13 protein-coding genes are annotated in these 21,848 nt (G+C 43.6%); 12 read left to right on the top strand and 1 reads right to left on the bottom strand.

Annotation, left to right across the window (positions count from 1 at the left end; all coding sequences use genetic code 11):
• Positions 1-83 precede the first annotated feature (83 nt).
• The 12 genes from INP83_RS19725 (at position 84) to INP83_RS19670 (ending at position 21,054) form a co-directional block, all read left to right on the top strand.
• Positions 84-2,396 carry a GH92 family glycosyl hydrolase gene (locus tag INP83_RS19725; protein WP_219125615.1) on the top strand — a complete coding sequence of 771 codons (2,313 nt, stop codon included), beginning with the start codon at positions 84-86 and terminating at the stop codon, positions 2,394-2,396.
• A gap of 57 nt (positions 2,397-2,453) precedes the next feature.
• Positions 2,454-3,866: an SGNH/GDSL hydrolase family protein gene (locus INP83_RS19720; protein WP_219125614.1), complete on the top strand. Its 1,413-nt coding sequence runs from the start codon at positions 2,454-2,456 to the stop codon at positions 3,864-3,866.
• Positions 3,867-3,873: 7 nt separating this feature from the next.
• Complete coding sequence (locus tag INP83_RS19715) at positions 3,874-4,701, top strand: alpha/beta hydrolase family protein (RefSeq protein ID WP_219125613.1); 828 nt, start codon at positions 3,874-3,876, stop codon at positions 4,699-4,701.
• 218 nt (positions 4,702-4,919) lie between these two features.
• A complete protein-coding gene (locus INP83_RS19710; RefSeq protein WP_219125612.1) occupies positions 4,920-6,650 on the top strand; it encodes a RagB/SusD family nutrient uptake outer membrane protein in 1,731 nt (576 codons plus the stop codon).
• A 17-nt stretch (positions 6,651-6,667) separates the two neighbouring features.
• Positions 6,668-7,120, top strand: a complete 453-nt coding sequence (locus INP83_RS19705; protein ID WP_219125611.1) for a DUF5004 domain-containing protein — start codon at positions 6,668-6,670, stop codon at positions 7,118-7,120.
• A 10-nt stretch (positions 7,121-7,130) separates the two neighbouring features.
• Positions 7,131-8,129 (top strand): DUF4961 domain-containing protein, encoded by a 999-nt coding sequence (locus INP83_RS19700; protein ID WP_219125610.1) that lies wholly within the window; start codon positions 7,131-7,133, stop codon positions 8,127-8,129.
• A gap of 146 nt (positions 8,130-8,275) precedes the next feature.
• Positions 8,276-11,344, top strand: a complete 3,069-nt coding sequence (locus INP83_RS19695) for a SusC/RagA family TonB-linked outer membrane protein (RefSeq protein ID WP_219125609.1) — start codon at positions 8,276-8,278, stop codon at positions 11,342-11,344.
• Between the two features lie 12 nt (positions 11,345-11,356).
• Positions 11,357-13,066 carry a RagB/SusD family nutrient uptake outer membrane protein gene (locus INP83_RS19690; RefSeq protein WP_219125608.1) on the top strand — a complete coding sequence of 570 codons (1,710 nt, stop codon included), beginning with the start codon at positions 11,357-11,359 and terminating at the stop codon, positions 13,064-13,066.
• A 38-nt stretch (positions 13,067-13,104) separates the two neighbouring features.
• Entirely contained in the window at positions 13,105-16,242 is a 3,138-nt protein-coding gene (locus INP83_RS19685; protein WP_255563200.1) for a TonB-dependent receptor, read from the top strand.
• 89 nt (positions 16,243-16,331) lie between these two features.
• Positions 16,332-18,623: a GH92 family glycosyl hydrolase gene (locus INP83_RS19680; protein WP_219125607.1), complete on the top strand. Its 2,292-nt coding sequence runs from the start codon at positions 16,332-16,334 to the stop codon at positions 18,621-18,623.
• 89 nt (positions 18,624-18,712) lie between these two features.
• Positions 18,713-19,948: an L-fucose:H+ symporter permease gene (gene fucP, locus INP83_RS19675; protein WP_219125606.1), complete on the top strand. Its 1,236-nt coding sequence runs from the start codon at positions 18,713-18,715 to the stop codon at positions 19,946-19,948.
• A gap of 71 nt (positions 19,949-20,019) precedes the next feature.
• Entirely contained in the window at positions 20,020-21,054 is a 1,035-nt protein-coding gene (locus INP83_RS19670) for a LacI family DNA-binding transcriptional regulator (protein WP_219125605.1), read from the top strand.
• Here the strand turns inward: INP83_RS19670 and INP83_RS19665 are convergent.
• Entirely contained in the window at positions 20,999-21,829 is an 831-nt protein-coding gene (locus INP83_RS19665) for a sterol desaturase family protein (protein ID WP_219125604.1), read from the bottom strand. The genes INP83_RS19670 and INP83_RS19665 overlap by 56 nt on opposite strands.
• Positions 21,830-21,848: the final 19 nt, after the last annotated feature.

Genomic DNA, 21,848 nt, shown 5'->3' with positions numbered 1-21,848 from the left:
GAAATAAATTTTGCTAAAACGTTTTATTTAATAAATTTGTAACTGCCAATTATTAACAACCTGTCCTGTTTATTCTACTGTTGATGAAATTTAAAACCTTGATAAGCTGTTGTTTGGTTGTGTTTTGCAGCACTACAAACTTTGCACAGTCGCCGGCAAGCTTCGTTAATCCTTTTATAGGGGCCAGCACAAGTACTGCCGCGGCAGGCGTTTATCATGGTCTGGGTAAGACTTTTCCAGGTGCAGATGTGCCTTTCGGAATGGTGCAAATTAGCCCGAATACCATAACAGGCGGCGACAATGCCCCCGGTTACAGCTATGAACATACAAGCATAGAGGGTTTCGCTTTTACACAAATGAGCGGCGCCGGATGGAACGGCGACCTTGGGAATTTTCTGGTGATGCCTACGACTGGCAAATTGCACACCAGTTCGGGCACGTTGAAAGACCCTGTCGGCGGCTATCGCAGCGGTTTGGTCAAATCGAGTGAAAAGGCCTCTGCCGGTTACTATTCAGTTTCACTGGCCAATAAAGTTAAAGCCGAAATGACGGTTGCTCCGCATAGCGGTATACTCCGCTTTACATTTCCGCAAAATAAACAATCCCGCATACAAATCGATCTTGCCCGCAGGGTAGGTGGTACATCTGTATTGCAGTACGTAAAAGTGGTTAACAGCCATGCAATAGAAGGCTGGATGAAATGCACACCGGAAGGCGGTGGCTGGGGTGATGGTGAGGGCCATGCCGATTACACCGTTTATTTCCATGCCGAATTCAGTAAACCCCTGAAAAATCAAGGCGTTTGGAGTGCCGATATCCCGGATAACTGGGGCCGTAAATTGGAGGATGTCACGTCGGCTAAATATCAATCCCGCATTGCGCAGGCGGCTATTTTAAAAGGCGTTAAAGAAAAGCATGGGAAGCACCTGGGTTTTTACACGGAGTTTGCCACCAAAGCTAACGAAGTTGTATTGATGAAGGCCGGGATCTCTTTTGTAAGCATTGAAGGTGCACGCAATAACCTTGCAAAAGAAATAACAGACTGGAACTTTGATGGCGTGTATAAGCAGGCCGTTGATTTGTGGAATGCAGCGTTATCCAAGGTAACTGTGGATGGTGGAAGCAGGGAAGAGAAGGTTGTTTTTTATACAGCCATGTATCACAGCATGCTTGATCCGCGCATTATAACAGATGTTGATGGCCGCTACCCCGGAGGCGATGGCAAACCGCACTATTCAACAACATTTAAAAAACGTACCATTTTTAGTGGTTGGGATGTTTTCCGCAGCCAGATGCCTTTACAGAGCATCATCAATCCGGGTTTGGTAAATGATGAAATTAATTCATTAATAAGTTTGGCGCAGGAAAAATGCCGTAATTATTTAGAACGTTGGGAGCTTTTAAATGCCTATAGCGGCTGTATGCTGGGTAATCCTGCGGTGTCTGTAATTGCAGATGCCTACGCTAAAGGCATCCGCGGTTATGATCTGAACAAGGCCTACGAGTTATCAGCCAGTTCTGTGGATAAATTTGGCAATGGCGAAAAAGGTTTTACGCCCGAGCCGTTAAGCATCTCGTACACTTTGGAGTATGCATATACTGATTGGTGTGCCGCACAACTGGCCAAAGCGGCCGGTAACATGCAGGGTTATGAGAAGTACCTGCGCCGTTCCGCATCTTACAAAAATATCTTTGATGAAAGCAAAGGCTGGTTCAGGCCAAAAGATAAGGAAGGTAACTGGCTTCCATGGCCATCCGAAGGCCGTTTAAAGCAATGGTACGGCAGTATCGAAAGCAATCCCTATCAGCAGGGATGGTTTGTACCTCATGACGTGGAAGGCATGACTAAACTTATGGGTGGAAATGCAAAAGTGATTGCCGACCTGGAAAACTTTTTTGATAAAACGCCTCAGGACATGATGTGGAACGATTACTATAACCATGCTAATGAGCCTGTGCATCATGTACCTTACTTATTTAATCGACTTAGAGCACCCTGGTTAACGCAAAAATGGACCAGGGCTGTTTGTTCACGCGCATATCACAACAGCGTTGAAGGTTTGGTGGGTAATGAAGATGTTGGCCAGATGTCTGCCTGGTATATTTTATCTGCAATGGGCTTGCATCCGGTTTGCCCGGGCAGCACCAGGCAAGAGATCACCAGCCCGGTGTTTAATAAGATCGCCATAAAGCTTGATAGCAAATACGCTAAGGGAAAAGATTTTACCATCATAGCGCAAAATAATTCGCCGCAGAACATCTATATCCAAAGCGCGGAGCTAAATGGTAAACCATACAACAATTGCTTTATCGATTACAAAGATATCACCGCAGGGGGCACGCTAAAATTAGTGATGGGTAATACACCCTCGCATACCTGGGGAGTTATCAAATAACCTGAATATCCAGTAAAAACTGGTTGGATAATACAATTAAACACTTAACCGGAAGTTGTGAGTAAGAAACTTAAAATTTGGAAGAAGGCATTGCTTTGTGGCGCTGCAGCTTTATTTACATCAAACGTTTACGCCCAGTCACAAATTATAGCGCCTTTTAAAAACGGTGATAGAGTTGCGTTTGTAGGCAACAGTATAACGGATGGTGGGCACTATCATTCATATATCTGGTTATATTATATGACGCATTTCCCGGATATGCGTATCACTTGCTACAATGTTGGCATTGGCGGCGATGTAGCGAAGCAGATCGCTCGTCGTTTTGATGATGATGTACTACGCCGTAACCCTACCGTAGTTACGCTTACCTGGGGAATGAATGATACGGGTTATTTTGAGTGGTTTTATCCAAATGCGGAGCAAACATTTAAAACCCGTTTAGATACGTCTATAAAATACTACCACGAAATAGAGGGGAAACTGCTTAATAGACGCAATATCAGGCCTATCATCATCGCATCGTCTCCTTACGATGAATTTACGTATGCCACGCCTAATAACATTTATCGTGGTAAAAGTGCCGCGCTACTTAAGGTAGCCGAATTTCAGGAACAGGCTGCACGAAAGAATAATTGGGACTTTGTTGACTTTAACAGACCAATGACGGAAATAAACAAGCGTGAACAGGTTAAAAATCCAACTTTTAGTTTAACGCCAAATGATAGGATACACCCTGACAACGACGGTCATATGGTAATGGCTTATTTATTTCTTAAAGATCAGGGTTTAACAAATAAACCAGTTGCCGATGTAGAGGTAGATGCAGCAAACAAAAAAGTGCTTAAGGCCGATAATTGCAAGATCACCAGATTGAATGCAAATGCAGGCGACATCAGCTTTGATTATCTGGCTAAATCGCTTCCTTATCCGTTGGATACTGTTTCGCATGGATGGGGTAATAAAAAACGGCAGGCAGAGGCTGTTAAAATTGTGCCCATCATGCAGGAGCTTGACCGTGAAGTGCTGACTGTAAAAAATTTGCAAGCCGGCAATTACAACCTGTTGATCGATGGCGAAAAAATAGGAGTATGGCCAGCCGACCAGTTTGCTAAGGGCATAAACCTTGCCGAACAAACAGGCACCCCGCAATATCAGCAGGCCATGCAGATAATGCAAATGAATGAGGAGCGCTGGGAATTGGAACGCCGCCTGCGTAACCACGCCTTTATAGAATACAACGTACTGATGCAACGTGGGTTGCTTCATGCAGATAACCGCGCTGCTATGGACACTGTAAATTTACTTGCCCGTAAAGATCCTTTCGTAGCGGGTAACAAACCTACCTACACCTTATCACAATATAAAACTGTAAGAGAAGCCTGGCAACAAGAACAGAATGTACTGTTGGATGAAATTTACAGGATAAACAAACCGGTTAGCCATAAAATAACCATATCACGCATTAATTAATCTTATCATGTCAATCAGAATTTTAAGTAAGCTACTCTTTATACCGTTGGTATTTTTGTTCTTAAATACACGGGCTGCCGGGGTTGATACGGTTACTATCCATAGTGGCATCATGAAGCGCGATATAAAAGCAGTTGTGATAACCCCTGCTAAATATAACAAAAGCAGCAGCTACCCGGTAGTATACCTGTTACATGGCTTTAGTGGTAATTACGCAGATTGGGTTACCAAAGACCCGGCCGTAAAAGCTTTGGCCGACCAATACAATTGCCTTATAGTTTGCCCGGACGGTGCTTTTGCAAGCTGGTACATTGATAGCCCGGTAAATAAATACTGGATGTTTGATACCTATGTATCAAAAGAACTTGTAGCTTATGTGGATGATCACTTTTCCACGATCAGGAACAGGAGCGGAAGAGCTATCACCGGCTTAAGCATGGGTGGCCACGGTGCGATAACTATGGGTATAAACCATCAGGACGTATATGGTGCTATGGGATCTATGAGCGGTTGTATGGACCTAAGGCCTTATAAAAAAGACTTCGCCATTAATCAAATTCTTGGCGAATACGATAAAGACCCCCAAAGCTGGTTAGACCATAGCGCTACCGGGATGGTTGGCAAGCTTAAACCGGGTGCGTTAAAGATAGTGTTTGATTGCGGCAGTGATGATTTTTTCTTTGGCATAAACAATGCCTTTCACGAGCAATTATTAGCTGCAAAAATACCTCACGATTATACGGTTAGGCCCGGTGGGCATACGTGGGAGTATTGGAGTAATTCCATTAATTACCAGATGTTGTTTTTCCGCCGGTTCTTTGATAAGCAGATCTGATTGCTTCGTTACCAATATCACATTTTTGTAAGTGTTTAAATCGTCGGTTTTACTTAAATCTGCACTATTAGATTACAGGTTTGTAAAAACGAAATAAAATTCAAAAATCTGATAAAAAAATTTGCTAAATCGTTTTTATAGATTATTTTTGAGATACCAATTATAAGCGGACGGTTGTTTGCCCTCCTCTTTAAATCATCTTTTGATTAAATTATGATATGAAGAAACTTTACAAAATCATCTTCTTATTTGTACTTGCTTATGCAATGTTCTCCTGTAAAAAAGGAGGTTTCCTTGAGCAGACGCAGATCTCTGACCTTACGCAGCAATCTGTTTTTAGCGATAGCGTAAAAACAATAGCTTTCTTATCTAACATCTACACTCAAATAGGATTCAGTGAAGATTCTAAAAGGTTTTCAAACGGAGGCTTGGATGTGGCGTCTGACGAGGCAGAGCCTTATGATAATAGTGCTACAACGCCCATTGCATTTGCCAATGGCTCTGTTGATCCTAATACTGTAACAGATGATGCCTACACTACATGTTACGCCCAGATAAGGGCTGTTAACGTGTTTATGAGAAACGTAGGCAAGTCGCCGTTACGAGCTGCTACAAAGATTGAAGTAGTGGCAGAAGCGCGTTTTTTACGTGCATGGTACTATTCTATCCTGCTGAAACATTACGGTGGTGTGCCGCTGGTAGGTGACACTGTTTATAATTATACAGATAAGATCAATGTTAAGCGAGCTTCCTATGCCGACTGTGTAAATTACATCGTATCAGAATGTGACCTTGCTGCAAAATCTCTTCCGCTTCAACAAACTGCTTTATTGTATGGCCGGGCATCTGGTGGGGCTTGCCAGGCCTTAAAAATGCGGGTATTGCTATATGCTGCAAGCCCGTTGTTTAATGATGATAAGCCGGGAAGCGTTGAAACCCCGCTAAGTATGGCTAAAAGTCAAAAGCCGGAGCTTGCCAGCGTGGTAGCCTATACTGATTACGATAAACAACGTTGGAAGGCGGCGGCCGATGCGGCTAACGCGCTAATGGGCGTGTACAGCCTGGTATTGAATAATACCCCACCGGGTTATGGTTTCCAATATCTTTTTACACAACGATATAACCCTGAATACATCTGGCAGGCGATGAAGCAGTCAAATACTGACCTGGAGGGCCTATATCTGCCACCATCTCGTGGGGGTAAAGGTGGAGGTTTTCCATATCAGGAATTTGTAGATGCATTTCCTATGGCAAATGGTTTAGCTATTACAGACCCTGCTTCGACTTATGATCCTAATAATCCATATAATGGCCGCGACCCAAGATTAGAGAACTCGATACTTCACGATCAATCAAAATGGATCACAGTTGCATCTAACACGCCATCTCCGATCAATATTTACACCGTTAATGGGCAGGGAGCGGGGCTCGATGCTATTTACACCGGTACAAAAACAGGCTATTACGGTGCAAAAATGCTTGATCCGGCAGCTGTTCCAAACGCCTTTAAGTCAACTAATCGCTGTATCCCGCTAATAAGGTATGCTGAGGTTTTGTTAAGCTATGCGGAAGCTATTAATGAATACGAAGGCCCCGCGCAAGCTTACGGCCCAATTGAAAAGATAAGGCAGCGTGCCGGTTTAAACCCATATGCTTTACCTCGTAACTTATCACAGGATGATATGCGCAAGGTTATCCAGAACGAGCGCCGTTTGGAGCTCGCGTTTGAAGGACATCGTTTCTGGGATATCCGTCGCTGGAAACTTGGTGATACCCAAAACGCTCAATTTACAGGGATGGAAGTGCAACGTGATGGTGCCGGCAATGTAAAAGCTTACAAGCGCATTAATGTTCGTAAACATGGCTTTAAAGGTGCATTGTACTTATGGCCGCTGCCGGCAAGTGAAGTTGCCAAATCAACTGTAACGTTACAAAACCCGGGTTATTGATCTTAACACTAAAAACTATGGTAAATAAAAACATATTTGCAGCCTTGGGGATGGTGATCTACCTCCTGTCTGTTGTTGCTTGTAAAACGGATAAACTGGTGCCCGAAGCAACTGAGAGCAATAAAAGTATCAATGGTACCTGGATTATCGCATCAGCTACGCAAAACGGGCTGGAGCTGATGAACCTGCCAAACGGTATGACCCATTTGGCTGATTTTAAGATAACTTTTACGGATGGTAAGTATACCATAGAAAATCCTGTGCCTTTTATGGTTGCCACAAATGGCCAGTATAAGTTTAACGATCCGCAGTACCCGTTTGATATCAGCCTTACTGCAGATGGCTCGCAAACGCCGGTGAAATCTACGTTTCTCACCCCAACAGTAAATGGTGATAAACGTATAACGCTGACCTTTAGCCCCGGTTGCGACAAAAATCTTTACAAGTACACATTAAAAAGAACCAATTAACGCAATTGATATGATAAAACGTTTACGTAGCTCACGCAAAAAGTTACTGCGAAATTTTACGCTTGGGATGCTCATCCTGCTTCTAAGCAATTGCGAGTTTTTTATTAACTCTCTTGATCAGCCATTAAGCGCCAATGCAGGTGATGTGATCACGGCGAAGCTCGATATGAACTTCCAGACAAATCTTGGGCCGTATACCGCACGGATAGTGATCGGCATACTTGCGCCGCGGGCTTGGAAACTTGGGCAAAACCAAAATGTGAAGATCACTTACTCGGGCGATAAGGGAACAGGAACTTTTGTGCCAATCCCTTCTAATGTTGTTGCAGGTGGCGCCAAAAATGGAGAGAACTGGGCAACCAGGATGAAGAACAGGTTTGGTATCGGCCCAAATTATCTTGATGACATGGAATGGGTGCCCTTTTGGACCACAAGCGCAATCAGCACTGTTCCAAATGAAAATCCTCACGCAGTATTCAATATCCAAATGAAGGTGGGCGTTGATGGAGCTAATACTTCAGTAAAATTAGGCTATGTAGTTTGTAACGATAATGACGGGATAGGAGATACTGATATTACTTTATCGCCGGTTAAGTTTGCCGACTGCCTTGAGGTGAAGGGAACCGGGGACCTGGTAGATTTCTGTAATCCCTCGCTTACCACCCTGAACCCAACACGAGCGCTGGATAATGATTATCAAGCCATTTCATACAACAATGCGCTGGTTGATACCAAATTGAAGGGGGTACATGATCTGTACATATGTGCAACCGGGCATACCAGCGACGGCAAAAGCATAAGCATCTGCTCACAAACGGACGATACTAAACTAATGGAGACAAACCCGAACCAGTTTCAGATAACGTTTTGGCCCCGAAAGTTTTTTAACCTGACGGCGGGGCAAACGCTTACAGATATGGATTACTATATAACCAATAAGGCTGGAACATTGAGGGTTGGTTATGGTAATACCGATGTGCCTTTTAAAATAAAGTTTGTTTGCGACTAACAAATTAATAAGCCTGTAATACATCAAAAATTAAAGCAAAAAATTCAGCTGCTTAGCCTGGCTTATGCCCAAAAGTAGCTTTAAACCCTTATCTGATGCGATTTAAATATTGTATAAAAAGTATTTTGCTTACTGTTATCACCTGCATGGCAGTAGTAGCACATGCACAGAATACGCGTACCATCCGCGGTGTGGTTGCTAACCAATACAACGTGCCTTTAAAGGGCGTAACGATAATGGTTGTAAATACTAAAGACACCGTTAGTACCGATAGTAAAGGATTTTTTACCATTAACGCACAAAAAGGTGCAAAACTGAGATTCAAAAAAGCCGGGTTTAATGTTGCCCAATTTAAAGTTGGTAACAAAGACAGTATTGCAGTACAGTTGTCAGATCAGTTTCTGAAGCAACCAACCAAGTTAGACGTGTTATATAACACGGTAAATATGGATGATAACCTTGCTGCCGTATCTACTGTTTACACCAACCAACTTACAACCACGCCCGCTTCACTTTATACATACGCCTTACCGGGACAGCTTGCGGGCCTATATACCAAGCAAAATAGCGGCTTTCCAAATCCGCAGGCAACATCGCCAACAAATTCGGCATTTCTTTTCAACTACGTTGGCCAGCATAATATTAAAAGCGATGACAACAACGGCCAGTTTGATCTTCAGGTACGCGGTGCAGTAAATACTTTTAATGGTGCACAAGCCCCTATAACAATTATTGATGGTGTGCAGAGAGAGCTATCATCCATTGATCCGGAAACCATCGAATCAGTTTCTGTATTAAAGGATGGCCTGTCAACTATTTTGCTCGGTGTTAACAGCTCAAACGCAGTACTACTCGTAACCACAAAAAAAGCACAGCAGGGGCGTACCGTGATCTCTTTTACCGGCCAGTATGGTATTCAGCAGTCCCTTGGGTTGCCTACACCTATCCCTGCGTATCAGTACGCTTATTTGATTAATGAGGCCCTGCAAAATGATGGTAAAGTTCCGCTTTACAGCACAAGCGACTTTGATGCCTACCGTAACCATACAGACCCTGTCGGCCACCCGGATGTTAACTGGTTTAATACGCTACTTCGTAAAAATGCGCCTATGCGCAACTATAAGCTAAATATTACCGGTGGTAGCAGCGTTGCGCGCTATTCTGTATCATTGAGCTACTTTAACCAGGAAGGTATATTAAAAACGGATCCTTCATTATCGTTTAATACCAATACCAACTTAAGCCGCTACATCTTAAATTCTGATGTAAGCATAACAGCGGCAAAAAACTTCGACATAGATCTGCAGCTTTTTGGCCGTACGCAAACCATCACATATCCGGGCCAGGGAGGCGGCATTTTTGCGAATCTGCTTGATCGCTTATACGGCACGCCAAATAACGCTTACCCTATATATAATCCGAACGGAACTTTTGGTGGTCGCAATATTGACTACTTCAGTAATAACTTATTGGCGCTAAGCCAATATTCTGGCTATACCAACACGCAAAATCACGACATATTGGCCAACGTAAACCTTAAGTATGATATGGGAAATACGTTAAAAGGTTTATCACTGCGCGGAAAAGGGAACTTTGCTATTAACTCGCAGAACTATATCGACAGAAGCTTACAAAATGCTGTTTATCAATTTCAGCCTGCAGATAGCAGCTATACAGCGTATGGCAACCCGCGTACTCAAAGCAACGGTTTTAATAACGTATCAAACTCAAGATACGCTTATGCCCAGGGAGCCATTAATTACGACAACAGCTTTGGCAAAAATAATGTGAACGCCATGCTGTTCTATGATTTTAGGTCTGTTGTTCTTACATATGACCTTCCAAGGTTTTTTCAGAATAGGGCATTGCAGCTTTCATACAACTATGATAATAAATACTACATCACAGGTACCGTAAATAATAGTGGTGATGACAGGTATGCACCAGGCCATCGTTTTGGCTGGTACTACGCCGGTGGTATAGGCTGGCAAATGGGCCGCGAAAGCTTTATTAAAGACAATTTATCATGGATAAACTCTTGGAAATGGCGCGCCTCATATGGTAACACAGGTAATGCGAATGTAGATATCACCGGATATTATTCTTACAGAAGCACTTATGATTCCGGAAGCGGTGGGGGGTACCCACAAGGTACCGCTTACAATAACGGCGGCGGTTACGGAGAAGTAAACGGTGTTATTAATCCTAATATCAACCCGGAGCGAGCACAAAAAATTAACATCGGTACTGATATAACTTTGTTTAACAATACGTTAGCCATTACCGCTGATTATTACAACAACAAATATTATGATCTGCTACGCTCAAGGGGAGCAAGTAATTTATTGCTCGGGTCAAATTATCCGGCAGAAAATTTAGGTATAAACCGGATGACTGGCGGCGAGTTGACTATTACTCATCAAAGCCATGTGGGCGATTTCAATTATTTTGTTACGGGTAATGCAAGCATATCGTCGGCCAAGCAGGTGTATTTTGACGAACTTAAACAAGCTTACCCATGGATGGTACGTACGGGCAAGCCAATTACGGCTATTTATGGCTATACTGCTCTGGGCTTTTTCCAGACACAACAGGAGGCAAATACCAGCCCAACCATAACAGCAGGTGGCTACAAACCCCAAGCCGGAGATATCAAATATAAAGACCTTAATGGTGACGGCGTGATAGACCAATACGATGTATCTGCGATAGGGGGCTTAAAACCGCTTGTTTATTACGGTTTAAACTTTGGGTTTAATTACAAGGGCTTTAACGTAAGTGTTTTATTACAAGGCGTTACCAACAGGCAGATAGCCTTTACGCAAGGCGACATAACACAGGGCTTTAATGGAAAGGGACTTTTTGGAACCTTGCCTTACGGGCAGGCTTACAACTCGATACTTAACAGATGGACACCGGAGACAGCTGCAACAGCAACATCTCCACGCCTAAGCGCCGGTTTCAATGCTAATAATTCTGCTATGTCTACCTATTACATTCATTCAGGTAATTATATCAGGCTTAAAAACGCCGAAATTGGATATACCCTTCCGCATAGCATCACTTCTAAATTTAATGTATCTAACCTCAGGTTCTTTGTAAACGGAGAGAACCTGTTAACGGTATCAGGCTATAAAGGGATCGACCCGGAGGTAAACGGGGCGGTTTATCCAATTCAACGAGTATTAAACGCAGGTGTAAGTGTAAAACTGTAAACAGCTAATAACATGAGAGTATCTATTAAAATATCAGCAGCTGTTATGGCTATAACAGTGATGGCAGCCTGCAAAAAGTATGAGCCGGTCCCTGCCGAGCAGCGTACTATAGGTTTTGTTTTTGATAAAGACGATTCGCTTGGTACAAACGCGTATGCTTATTTAAACAGCGTTTATGCAACCATTAAACCGGGGCATAACCGCGTTGCAAATTCAGATTATCTTGATGCGGCCAGTGATGATGCGGTATCATCAGTTAATAATGCGACTGCCGATGTTTATAATATGGCCACCGCCTCTTATAACGCTACTAATTTTTTCCCGGGTGATAATATTTGGGGAGATAGTTACAAGGCCATAAGGCAGGCAAACATCTTTATAACAAATATCGGCATTGTTCCGGTTAAGGACCAGCTAAGGGCCGGCATATCAATGAAGTTTGCCTGGAGATGTGAAGCAAGGTTCATTAGAGCATTAACTTATTTCAATTTGCTTAAACGTTACGGCGGTGTCCCAATCGTTGGTGACAAAGTTTTTACATTAGAAGATAACGTCTCTTTACCAAGAAGCTCTTTTGAAGAATGCGTAAATTATATAGTAAATGAGTGTGACGCCATTAAAGACACTTTATTTACAGCACCGCTTGCACAACCTGCGGCCTATTCACAACGTGTAACAAATGGTGCGGCCCTGGCGCTTAAAGCAAAGGTTTTGCTTTATGCCGCCAGCCCGCTCTACAACGGTGGCAACATTGATGGTTCAAATGCGCTTACAGGCTACGCTTCTTACGATGCAACCCGTTGGCAAAAGGCAGCAGCAGCAGCAAAAGCTGTGATGGACCTGAACGCATATTCGCTGGTTGCTGATTTCAGGAATGCCTTTATCACACAGGTCCCAACAAATACCGAGGTTATTTTTCAGAGGCCGAATGGGCTCACCAACACGGTTGAAAGTAATAACGGCCCATTGGGCTTCAATACAAGTCCGCTGGGGCAGGGCAAAACAAGTCCATCACAAAATCTGGTAGATGCCTTCCCTATGGCCAACGGCTTAGCTATTACAGATGCAGCGTCCGGTTATGATCCAGCCAACCCTTATGCAGGCCGAGATCCGCGCTTGGGCTATACTGTGTTTTTTAACGGAGCAAGATGGTTGGGTTCTTCGGTATTGACTTATGAAGGTGCCCCGGGAAAGCCTAACGTTGGTACACAGCAAACAGCTACAGGTTATTACATGCGCAAGTTTATGGCTTTGTATGAAAACGCCAGTAACTATGCAAGCGCCCCTGAAGATTGGATGATCTTTAGATATGCTGATATCCTTTTATCCTATGCCGAAGCTCAAAACGAGGTTTTAGGTGCGCCGGATGCTTCGGTATACGCTGCGGTGGAGAAGATAAGACAACGCGCAGGGTTAAATCCTTACCAGCTGCCGGCAGGTTTAACTAAAGATCAGATGCGTGATGTGATAAGGCACGAACGACGCCTGGAAATGGCTTTTGAAGAGAACCGTTTCTTTGATATCCGCCGCTGGAAAATTGCCGAAACTATAATGAACCAGCCTGTAAGGGGTGTAACTATAACCAACACGGCAGCGGGTTTCAATTATGCGTACGGTACGGTACTTACACCTAAGTTTAAGGCCCCGTCAATGTATTTCTACCCCATTCCGTATGATGAAACGCTTAAAAACCCAAATCTGAAACAAAACCCGGGATGGTAATCAACCCCTAACCAAATGATCAGAATCAAGAACTTATCATGAAAAAAATTATACTGTTAAACTTTATACTGCTGCTTTTGCCCGTTGTGCTTTTTGCCCAGGGCAGGCTAATTACCGGTACCGTAAAAGATGCCACGGGTGTTTTGCCGGGGGCTACGGTTTATGAAAAGGGTGTACCTGCAAACGTAACGGTGGTTACCTCAAACGGTAAGTTTGCCATACGGCTTAGGGGCACGTCAAACGTGCTTGTATTTAAGTACGTTGGCTTTTCGCCGCAGGAAGTTAAAATCGGCGTCCAAAGCGTTATCGATGTTATCTTGCAAGCCAACAGCCTTGATATGGATGAGGTGGTAGTTATGGCCTATCAGCCCAAAAAGCGTATAACCTCTACCGGTTCTGTAAGCCAGATAAATGCCTCGGAGGTCCGCACAGTGCCTACAGCAAACGTACAGAATACATTATCGGGCAGGTTACCGGGTTTTTTCTCGCAACAAACTTCGGGGCAACCGGGTAGAGATGCAGCTTCATTTTACATCCGCGGTCTAAGCTCTATTAACGGATCTAATACGCCACTCATTATTGTAGACGACGTAGAATACCAGGCAGACCAGTTGCAGCAGATCAACGTTAACGAAATTGAAACCATTACTATATTGAAGGATGCCGCAACTACTGCTATTTATGGTGTTAAAGGAGCAAATGGTGTATTGGTTATCACCACACGCCGCGGTAAAACAGGCCCACCGGCTGTTAATTTAAGGATCGAGTCTGGTGTGCAATCGCCAACAAAAATCCCAAATTTCCTGGATGCGTACCAAACGGCGGTATTAATGAACGAGGCTGAATCGAACTACAACAAAGCCTATGGTATTTCAAATGGCATTCTTTCGTTTACAGATGCTGATCTTGCAGCCTTTAAAAATAAGACAGATCCTTACGGCCACCCTGATGTTAACTGGTACAAAGCCATCTTAAAAAATTATACTTATCAACAGAACACTAACCTTGATCTGCAGGGTGGTACAAACAATGTTAAGTATTTTATTACAGGCGGTATGTTAAGCCAGAATGGTCTGTTAAGAGACTTTTCTGATCCCTTAAATCAAATAAACAGTAACTACGATTATAAACGTTACAATTTCCGTTCAAACCTGGATATGAAGGCAAATAAAAACCTTTCTATCAGGCTTGATCTTAGTGCAAGGTTTGGTATCATTAATCAGCCGCACACTTCTAATATTTTAAGTGAGATATATGATTTTAGGAAGGTGACGCCGTTTTCTGCGCCTTTCCTAAACCCCAACGGCAGTTATGCTTTTAATTATTCGCAATTTAACAGCAACTCATGGGTAAATACACCTTCTCAATTAAGTACCATTAATGCGAGGCTTGCTAATGGCGGTTATGACAGAAGCACACGTACCGATTTTAACTCGTTATTTGATGTCTCAGAAAAACTGGATGACCTGACACCGGGATTAACCGTGACCGGCCGTTTGGCATACTCGAGCATTGAGCAGTACACCAAAAAGTTATATCGTTATAATAACTCCGGCGCTGAGACCTTTAACCCGCCGAGTTATCATTATAACCCCAATAACGGCAGTTACACGCTTGACCCGCGCGGCAAATACGTATTATCTGATTATAACCTCGAAGGAGCTACAGATGCCTATGTTACCAGGGTTAATTTACAGGCATTTGCTACTTACGATCGCGTTTTTGATGGAGCGCATCGTGTAAGCGGTTTGTTATTGTATAACCAATACCAGGATAATAACCAGGCAGATGCCCCGGCAAAATTCCGTGGTCAGTCTTTAAAAGTGGGCTACGGTTATAAAGAAACGTACCTGATTGATTTTAACGGGGCAGTAAACGGTAGCGACCGTTTTGCATCAGGGCAGCGCTACGGGTTTTTCCCGGCTGTATCTTTTGGTTATAACATTGGTAATGAAGATTACTTTAAAAGAAATGTGAGTTTTATACAATATCTAAAACTACGTGGTTCATACGGTATTGTAGGCTCAGATGCCATCGGCGGCTCAAGGTATATTTACTCTCAATTTTATCAAAATGGTGGTGGTTACAACTTTGGTACAAACAATAACCCAACCGGCAGTAACTACGAAGGCACTTTAGCTAACCCCAATGTTTCCTGGGAATCTCAAAAGGAGTTCAACCTTGCAATTGAAACCAATATGTTTCACAGCAAGTTGGCTGTAACATTAGAGTACTTTAGAAACATACGTTATAACCAATTGATCATACCTGGCGACATACCAAATGTACTTGGTGTTGGTGTGCCGGCTGTAAATGCGGGTAAATCGTTAAATCGTGGTTTTGAAGCACAAATTACCTACCAGGACAGGGTTGGTCAGCTACAGTATAACGCCAGCTTAGTATTCTCGTACGCAAAAAATAAGATATTGGAGATGCGCGAGGCGCAACCGGCCTACGAAAGACTACGCCAGACAGGCCGGCCTATCGGGCAGATATTTGGTTATAAATTTATAGGTTATTACACAGCTGCGGATGTTGCAAAAATAAACGATCCGAATGTGCCAGCGCAGGATAAGCCGGCAACCCCTGGTAACGGTGCACGCATACAAGAGGGTGACCTAAAATATCTGGATGCCAACGGCGACGGGAAGATAGACAAGTTTGACCAGGGGCCTATCGGGAACCCTAACGTGCCTAACACTAACGTAGGTTTAAACCTGGGTATAGCGTATAAAGGTTTTAGCATTAACGCTTTATTGCAAGGTGCTTTTGGGTACAGCTTTGCTGTTGTAGGTACCGGTGTTGAGCCGTTTAAAAGTCAGTTTCAACCCATTCACCAGGAGCGTTATACACCGTCAACTGCAGCTACGGCACAGTTCCCGAGCTTAACAACTGATCCTTTATCTGTTAGCAGCCCAAGTAACTATTTATCAGATTACTGGTTGATAAATGCACATTATATACGTTTAAAAAGCGTGGATGTGGGATATCAATTTCCAAGCAGGTTATTGCCTTTCCACTTTAAATATGCACGTCTTTATATCAGCGCGTACAACCTTTTTACCTGGCGTAACTACAACAAGTATCAGCAAGACCCTGAGGTGGCCACCAGCTCTGCCGGTGATGTTTACCCAAATCAGCGTATAGCAAACCTTGGTGTGCAGGTAACATTCTAAAATTGCGTACTTTTTAATTGGTTAATATAAAATGAGGATAAGTTTCCGGGGTGATGGGCCCCGGATATTATCTTTTCTAAAGCTTCAACATGTTATTTAATCGACATACGATCCTCGGCTTATCTGTAACGTTAACATTGGCAGCCCAAACGGTAGCGGCCCAAACCTCAGATCTGGTACATTACGCTAATACCCGCCAGGGGACTAACAGCAAATACGAGTTATCATACGGTAACACCTATCCTGCAACCAGTGTTCCGTTCGCCATGAACACCTGGACACCTCAAACAGGCAAAAACGGCGACGGATGGAAATATCAATACTTTGAGAACAAAATTCGCGGTTTTCAGCAATCGCACCAGTGCAGTTCCTGGGTAAATGATTATGCCGTGTTTTCGCTTATGCCGGTAACCGGGAAGTTAGTTGTAACTGATGAAGACCGTGCAGCAACATTTTCACACAGCAATGAAGTAGCGCAACCCGATTACTACAAGGTAAAACTTGATAACGGTATAACCACCGAGATGACCACAACAGAGCGTGGTGCACACCTGCGTTTCAGCTTTCCTGCACAGGGTGCCGCCCACCTGGTATTGGATGGTTATACTAAAGAAAGCGCTATTAAGATCATTCCCGAAGAAAATAAGATCGTTGGCTGGGTAAACAATTGCCGTTGGGCACCCGCTAACTTCAAAAACTATTTTGAGATCGTTTTTAGCCAGCCGATCAAAAGCTATGGTACATGGGAAAATAAAAAGGGCACTATAAAAGCTAACAATAAAACAGATGAAGGCGAAGGCCGTGGCGCATACATTGAGTTTGCACCCGGTACAGTTGTTGAGGCTAAGATAGCCTCATCTTACATAAGTCCGGATCAGGCGCACCTTAACCTGAACAAAGAGTTAGGTGGCTTTAAAACTTTTGATGCCACCCGTGCCGCATCCAATAAAATTTGGAACAAACTCTTTCACCGGGTTTTGGTGGAGGGCGGTACCGAAGCCCAGCGTGCAACCTTTTACTCTTGCCTTTACCACGCCAACCTGTTCTCGCATCGCTTTTTTGAATTGAATGAACAAGGCAAGCCGTATTATTTTAGTCCTTATGATGGCAAGATACATGACGGTTACATGTATACCGATAACGGTTTTTGGGACACTTTCAGGGCACAGTTCCCCCTTAATACCATCCTGCACCCTAAAATGGAAGGCGAGTACATGCAGGCACTGCTGGCTGCCCAGGAACAATGCGGTTGGTTTCCGGCCTGGTCCTTCCCGTCAGAAACCGGAGGGATGCTGGGTAACCATGCCATATCTTTACTGGCCGATGGCTGGGTTAAAGGCATCCGCACTTTCGACCCTCAAAAAGCGCTGCAAGCCTATTCGCATGAGGCAAACAATAAAGGGCCATGGGGAGGGGCTAATGGGCGCGGCCATGCACAATTCTATAACGAAAATGGATACATTCCTTACTCACAGCAAACTTTAGGGGCAACTGCTCAGTCTTTAGAATATGCCTATGACGATTTTTGCGGGTACACGCTTGCAAAATCAGTGGGTAACAAAACTTATATGGATGCCTTTGGCAAAAACATGTATAACTACAAAACCCTGTACGACCCAGGCACACGTTTTATGCGAGCTAAGGATGATAAAGGCAAATGGGTTGAGCCGTTTGATCCGCTTGCCTGGGGTGGCCCTTACACTGAGGGTAACGCCTGGCATTGGGAATGGTCTGTTTTTCACGATATAAATGGCCTGATCAACTTGATGGGCGGAAATAAAAACTTTACTGCAAAAATAGATTCAGTATTCTCGCAACCATCTACCATTGTGCCCGGCGAATATGGATCTGTGATACACGAAATGACTGAGATGGCGCTGATAAAGATGGGTCAATATGCTCACGGTAACCAGCCGATACAGCACATGATCTACCTGTATAATTATGCAGGTGAACCCTGGAAATCGCAATATTATGCACGCAAAGTAACTGACAAGCTTTACAATGCAACCGAAAACGGCTATCCGGGAGATGAGGACCAGGGACAGATGTCATCCTGGTATGTATTAAGTGCTTTGGGCATTTACAGCGTTTGCCCCGGTACAGATCAATATGTGATAGGCAGCCCGGTTTTTCCGAAGGTAACGCTGACGCTTGAGAACGGTAAGAAATTTGTGATACAGGCAGATGATAACCAACATGAAAATGTTTACATACAGTCGGCAACGCTAAATGGTAAAGTTTATACCCATAATTGGTTAAGCCACGCCGATATTGTGAAAGGCGGGAAAATGGTGTTTAAAATGGGTGCTAAACCTGCTTATAAAAGAGGATTAGCTGAAGCTGACAAGCCGTTTTCAGTTTCGGTAAACCAAAAATAATCGCCATTTAAAGTAGTTTAATACCTGTACAAGCTTGTTAACCATGCGGCATAATGTTATAATTGTATACCCAATTATTTGAAACCGCAATGGAAGCTATACCTCGCTTTACCGAGAAACGGTATTATATCATACTTGCGTTTGTAACTTCATTGTTCCTGCTGTGGGGAGTAGCCATGACCATGGGCGATGTGTTGAATAAGCATTTTCAAAATGTGTTACACATTTCTAAATCCCGCTCGGGTTTGGTGCAGCTATCCATCTTTGGGGCATATGGCGTAATGGGTATACCGGCGGGCCTGTTCATGAAACATTTTGGATATAAACCAGGTGTTTTGCTTGGGTTGTTTCTTTACGCCTGCGGGGCATTCCTTTTTGTTCCTGCAGCTGATGCGCAGTCCTTCACGTTTTTCAGAGTCGCTCTTTTTATCCTTGCGTGCGGCCTGGCAACCTTAGAGGCGGTTGCGCATCCTTTTATTGCATCGCTTGGTGACCAGCGCACCAGCGACAGGCGCCTTAACTTTGCACAAGCATTTAATGGGGTAGGTGGGGTTATAGGCCCGCTTATAGGGAGTTATTTTATTTTGCGCGCAGAAGCCGGGCACACTAATGATTTAGTGGCCGTCAAATATCTATACATTGGTATCGGCCTGGTGATCACATTGGTAGGCTTATCGTTTGTATTTGTTAAGGTGCCCAAAAATCTAACCGACCCGCACATCGTTGCTACCGATACTATGGCGGTGGTAGATAGTCTTGATCCCGCCAAAAAGCTTTTTCAGCATAAGCATTTCGTGTTTGCCGTTATTGCCCAGTTGTTTAACGTTGCTGCGCAAGGAGGCACCTGGGCCTATTTTATTAATTACGGCCACGAAGTAATGCACTTAAGCGATGCAAGCGCAGCTAATTACTTCGCCTTTAGTATATTTATGATGATGGTTGGCCGGTTTGTCGGCACGTATCTGATGGGTTACATCAGGCCAAGTAAATTACTTGCTATATTTGCTGCTTGCAATATAGTAATGTGCATCGTCGTATCACAACAAATGGGTTGGGTGTCCTTTGGCGCATTGATCATGATCAACTTTTTCTTCAGCATCATGTTCCCTACGATCTTTAGCCTGGGTTTAAAAGACCTGGGCCGGCATACACAGCAGGGGGCCTCATTTATTGTTATGGGTATTGTAGGAGGGGCGTTGTTCCCTCCGTTAATGGGCCTTATAGCCAATAAAAATGTAGCTACCGCATACTTGCTTCCAATAATTTGTTACCTGGTTATCTTCGCTTTTGCAATCACTTATCATAGGGTCAGAAAAACTTCATAATCCCGGCCCGCTGTCTCATTATTTTTGTAACCCGAAAATAAAATTTACATTGCATCATAAATCGGTTTAGTATGAGTAAAAAAGTATCTATCGTTGATATTGCCAATACACTTAATATTTCAAAAACAACAGTGTCATTTATTCTTAACGGAAGGGCACAGGAGAAACGGATTAGTGAGGAGTTGGTAGAGCGCGTACAAAAATTGGTTAAAGAGGTAGGTTACAAGCCTAACTCGCTTGCAAAAAGCCTTCGTACCGGTAAATCAAACATCATCGGGCTGATGGTTGAGGATATATCAAACCCGTTTTTTGCCAGTATTGCCCGCCTGATAGAAAACAGGGCGTACGAAAATGGTTATCGTATAATTTATTGCAGTACCGATAATGATACCGAGCGCACCCGCGAGCTGATCAGCATGTTTAGGGACCGGCATGTAGACGGCTACATCATATCGCCACCCGAGGGCATTGAGGAGGATGTGAAAGAGTTGCTTGGCAGTGGGCAGCCGGTGGTGATGTTTGACCGCTATTTGCAGGATATTGATACAGATCATGTAATAGTTGATAATGCGTTTAGCATGTACAATGCTACCCAGCACTTAGTGCAGCAGGGTTATCGTAATATTGCTTTAATAACCTTTTCATCAGCGCAAAGCCAAATGATGGATCGCGTTACCGGTTACAAAAGTGCGCTTAAAGATGCCAAGCTAAAACCTTTGCTTAAAGAAATAGACTTTAACAGGAATGAAGCACTGATCACTGAGCCATTAATGGCATTTTTGAAGAAGAACACGGGCATCGATGCCATTCTTTTTGGTACGGATCATATTGGTACCTGCGGCCTTAAGGTAATCAGGCAGCTGGGTTTAAAAGTGCCTGAAGATGTTGCCGTAGTATCATTTGATGATTATGACGTATTTAAATTGCATTCGCCGCCTGTTAGTGCTATTGCACAGCCTATAGAGGCCCTGGCCGATCATGTGATAAGTTTAATGCTCAAGAAACTGGATGCTAATGCCAGCCCTACCACTCAAAAAATAACCCTGTCGACTAACCTGAATATTCGCGAATCGTCTCTGCAGCATTCAAAGGCTGTTGGTGAATAGCTTCGTCCGCTCCAAACCGGCGGGCCTGTATCTTGTCGTATTCCTTTTCGTAATCCGGATTTTCGGTTTTCATCAGCTTATCCCAATGTCTGAAATACAGGCTATAATTGCCTCTAAACTTGCTATGGTGTAAGTTGTGATAGGTTGAAGTATTGATGATATTGAACCACATTGAGTTCCTTAATCGTTTAGGGGCTATCTCGAAGCCCAGGTGCCCATAAACATTGATGATAAAGCCCACCACCGTAAATAACCCTATTGTGATGGGGTGCATAGGCAGCGTAAATGCTAATACAACCAGTACAAAACCCTCTGTCCAGGCTTCAAAAAAATGGAAAGAATACGAAGCCCACGGCGAAGGTGTTACAGATTTATGGTGTACCAGGTGCGTGTATTTAAACAAAACCGGGTGGTGAAGTAAGCGGTGCATCCAATAAAAATAAGTATCATGGATAATGAGACTTATTACCAGGCTCACCGGGATCCACCAGGTTGGATAATCAGTTACTTTGCTATAGATAAGGGTATGATCACGAAGCGGTGTAAACAACAGTACCAAGGCTATGATAGTAAAAACTGCGGTAGTTTGCATCGAGTGCAGTATTTCGCGCAGAAAGTCTTTAACATCAGCTGCCCTTTTTTTCTGTATCCTCGATCGCTCAAAACGGCCCTTGAAGAATACGTAAAATATAAGAAAAGGTACGCCCGCAATTACAAAATAGCGGATAGCTGTAACGCTGAATATCCTGATGATTATATCTGTAAAACCTTGCATAACATTTCATTAAAACTCC

The organism is Mucilaginibacter sp. 21P (assembly GCF_019331605.1).
In the GTDB taxonomy this organism is placed as follows: Bacteria; Bacteroidota; Bacteroidia; order Sphingobacteriales; family Sphingobacteriaceae; genus Mucilaginibacter; species Mucilaginibacter achroorhodeus.
This window is presented reverse-complemented; position numbering and strand designations above follow the sequence as displayed.

Coding starts and splice junctions, on each gene's coding strand:
- INP83_RS19725 (WP_219125615.1), top strand. CDS start 84: ATGAAATTTAAAACCTTGATAAGCTGTTGTTTGGTTGTGTTTTGCAGC.
- INP83_RS19715 (WP_219125613.1), top strand. CDS start 3,874: ATGTCAATCAGAATTTTAAGTAAGCTACTCTTTATACCGTTGGTATTT.
- INP83_RS19710 (WP_219125612.1), top strand. CDS start 4,920: ATGAAGAAACTTTACAAAATCATCTTCTTATTTGTACTTGCTTATGCA.
- INP83_RS19705 (WP_219125611.1), top strand. CDS start 6,668: ATGGTAAATAAAAACATATTTGCAGCCTTGGGGATGGTGATCTACCTC.
- INP83_RS19700 (WP_219125610.1), top strand. CDS start 7,131: ATGATAAAACGTTTACGTAGCTCACGCAAAAAGTTACTGCGAAATTTT.
- INP83_RS19695 (WP_219125609.1), top strand. CDS start 8,276: ATGGCAGTAGTAGCACATGCACAGAATACGCGTACCATCCGCGGTGTG.
- INP83_RS19690 (WP_219125608.1), top strand. CDS start 11,357: ATGAGAGTATCTATTAAAATATCAGCAGCTGTTATGGCTATAACAGTG.
- INP83_RS19685 (WP_255563200.1), top strand. CDS start 13,105: ATGAAAAAAATTATACTGTTAAACTTTATACTGCTGCTTTTGCCCGTT.
- INP83_RS19680 (WP_219125607.1), top strand. CDS start 16,332: ATGTTATTTAATCGACATACGATCCTCGGCTTATCTGTAACGTTAACA.
- fucP (WP_219125606.1), top strand. CDS start 18,713: ATGGAAGCTATACCTCGCTTTACCGAGAAACGGTATTATATCATACTT.
- INP83_RS19670 (WP_219125605.1), top strand. CDS start 20,020: ATGAGTAAAAAAGTATCTATCGTTGATATTGCCAATACACTTAATATT.
- INP83_RS19665 (WP_219125604.1), bottom strand. CDS start 21,829: ATGCAAGGTTTTACAGATATAATCATCAGGATATTCAGCGTTACAGCT.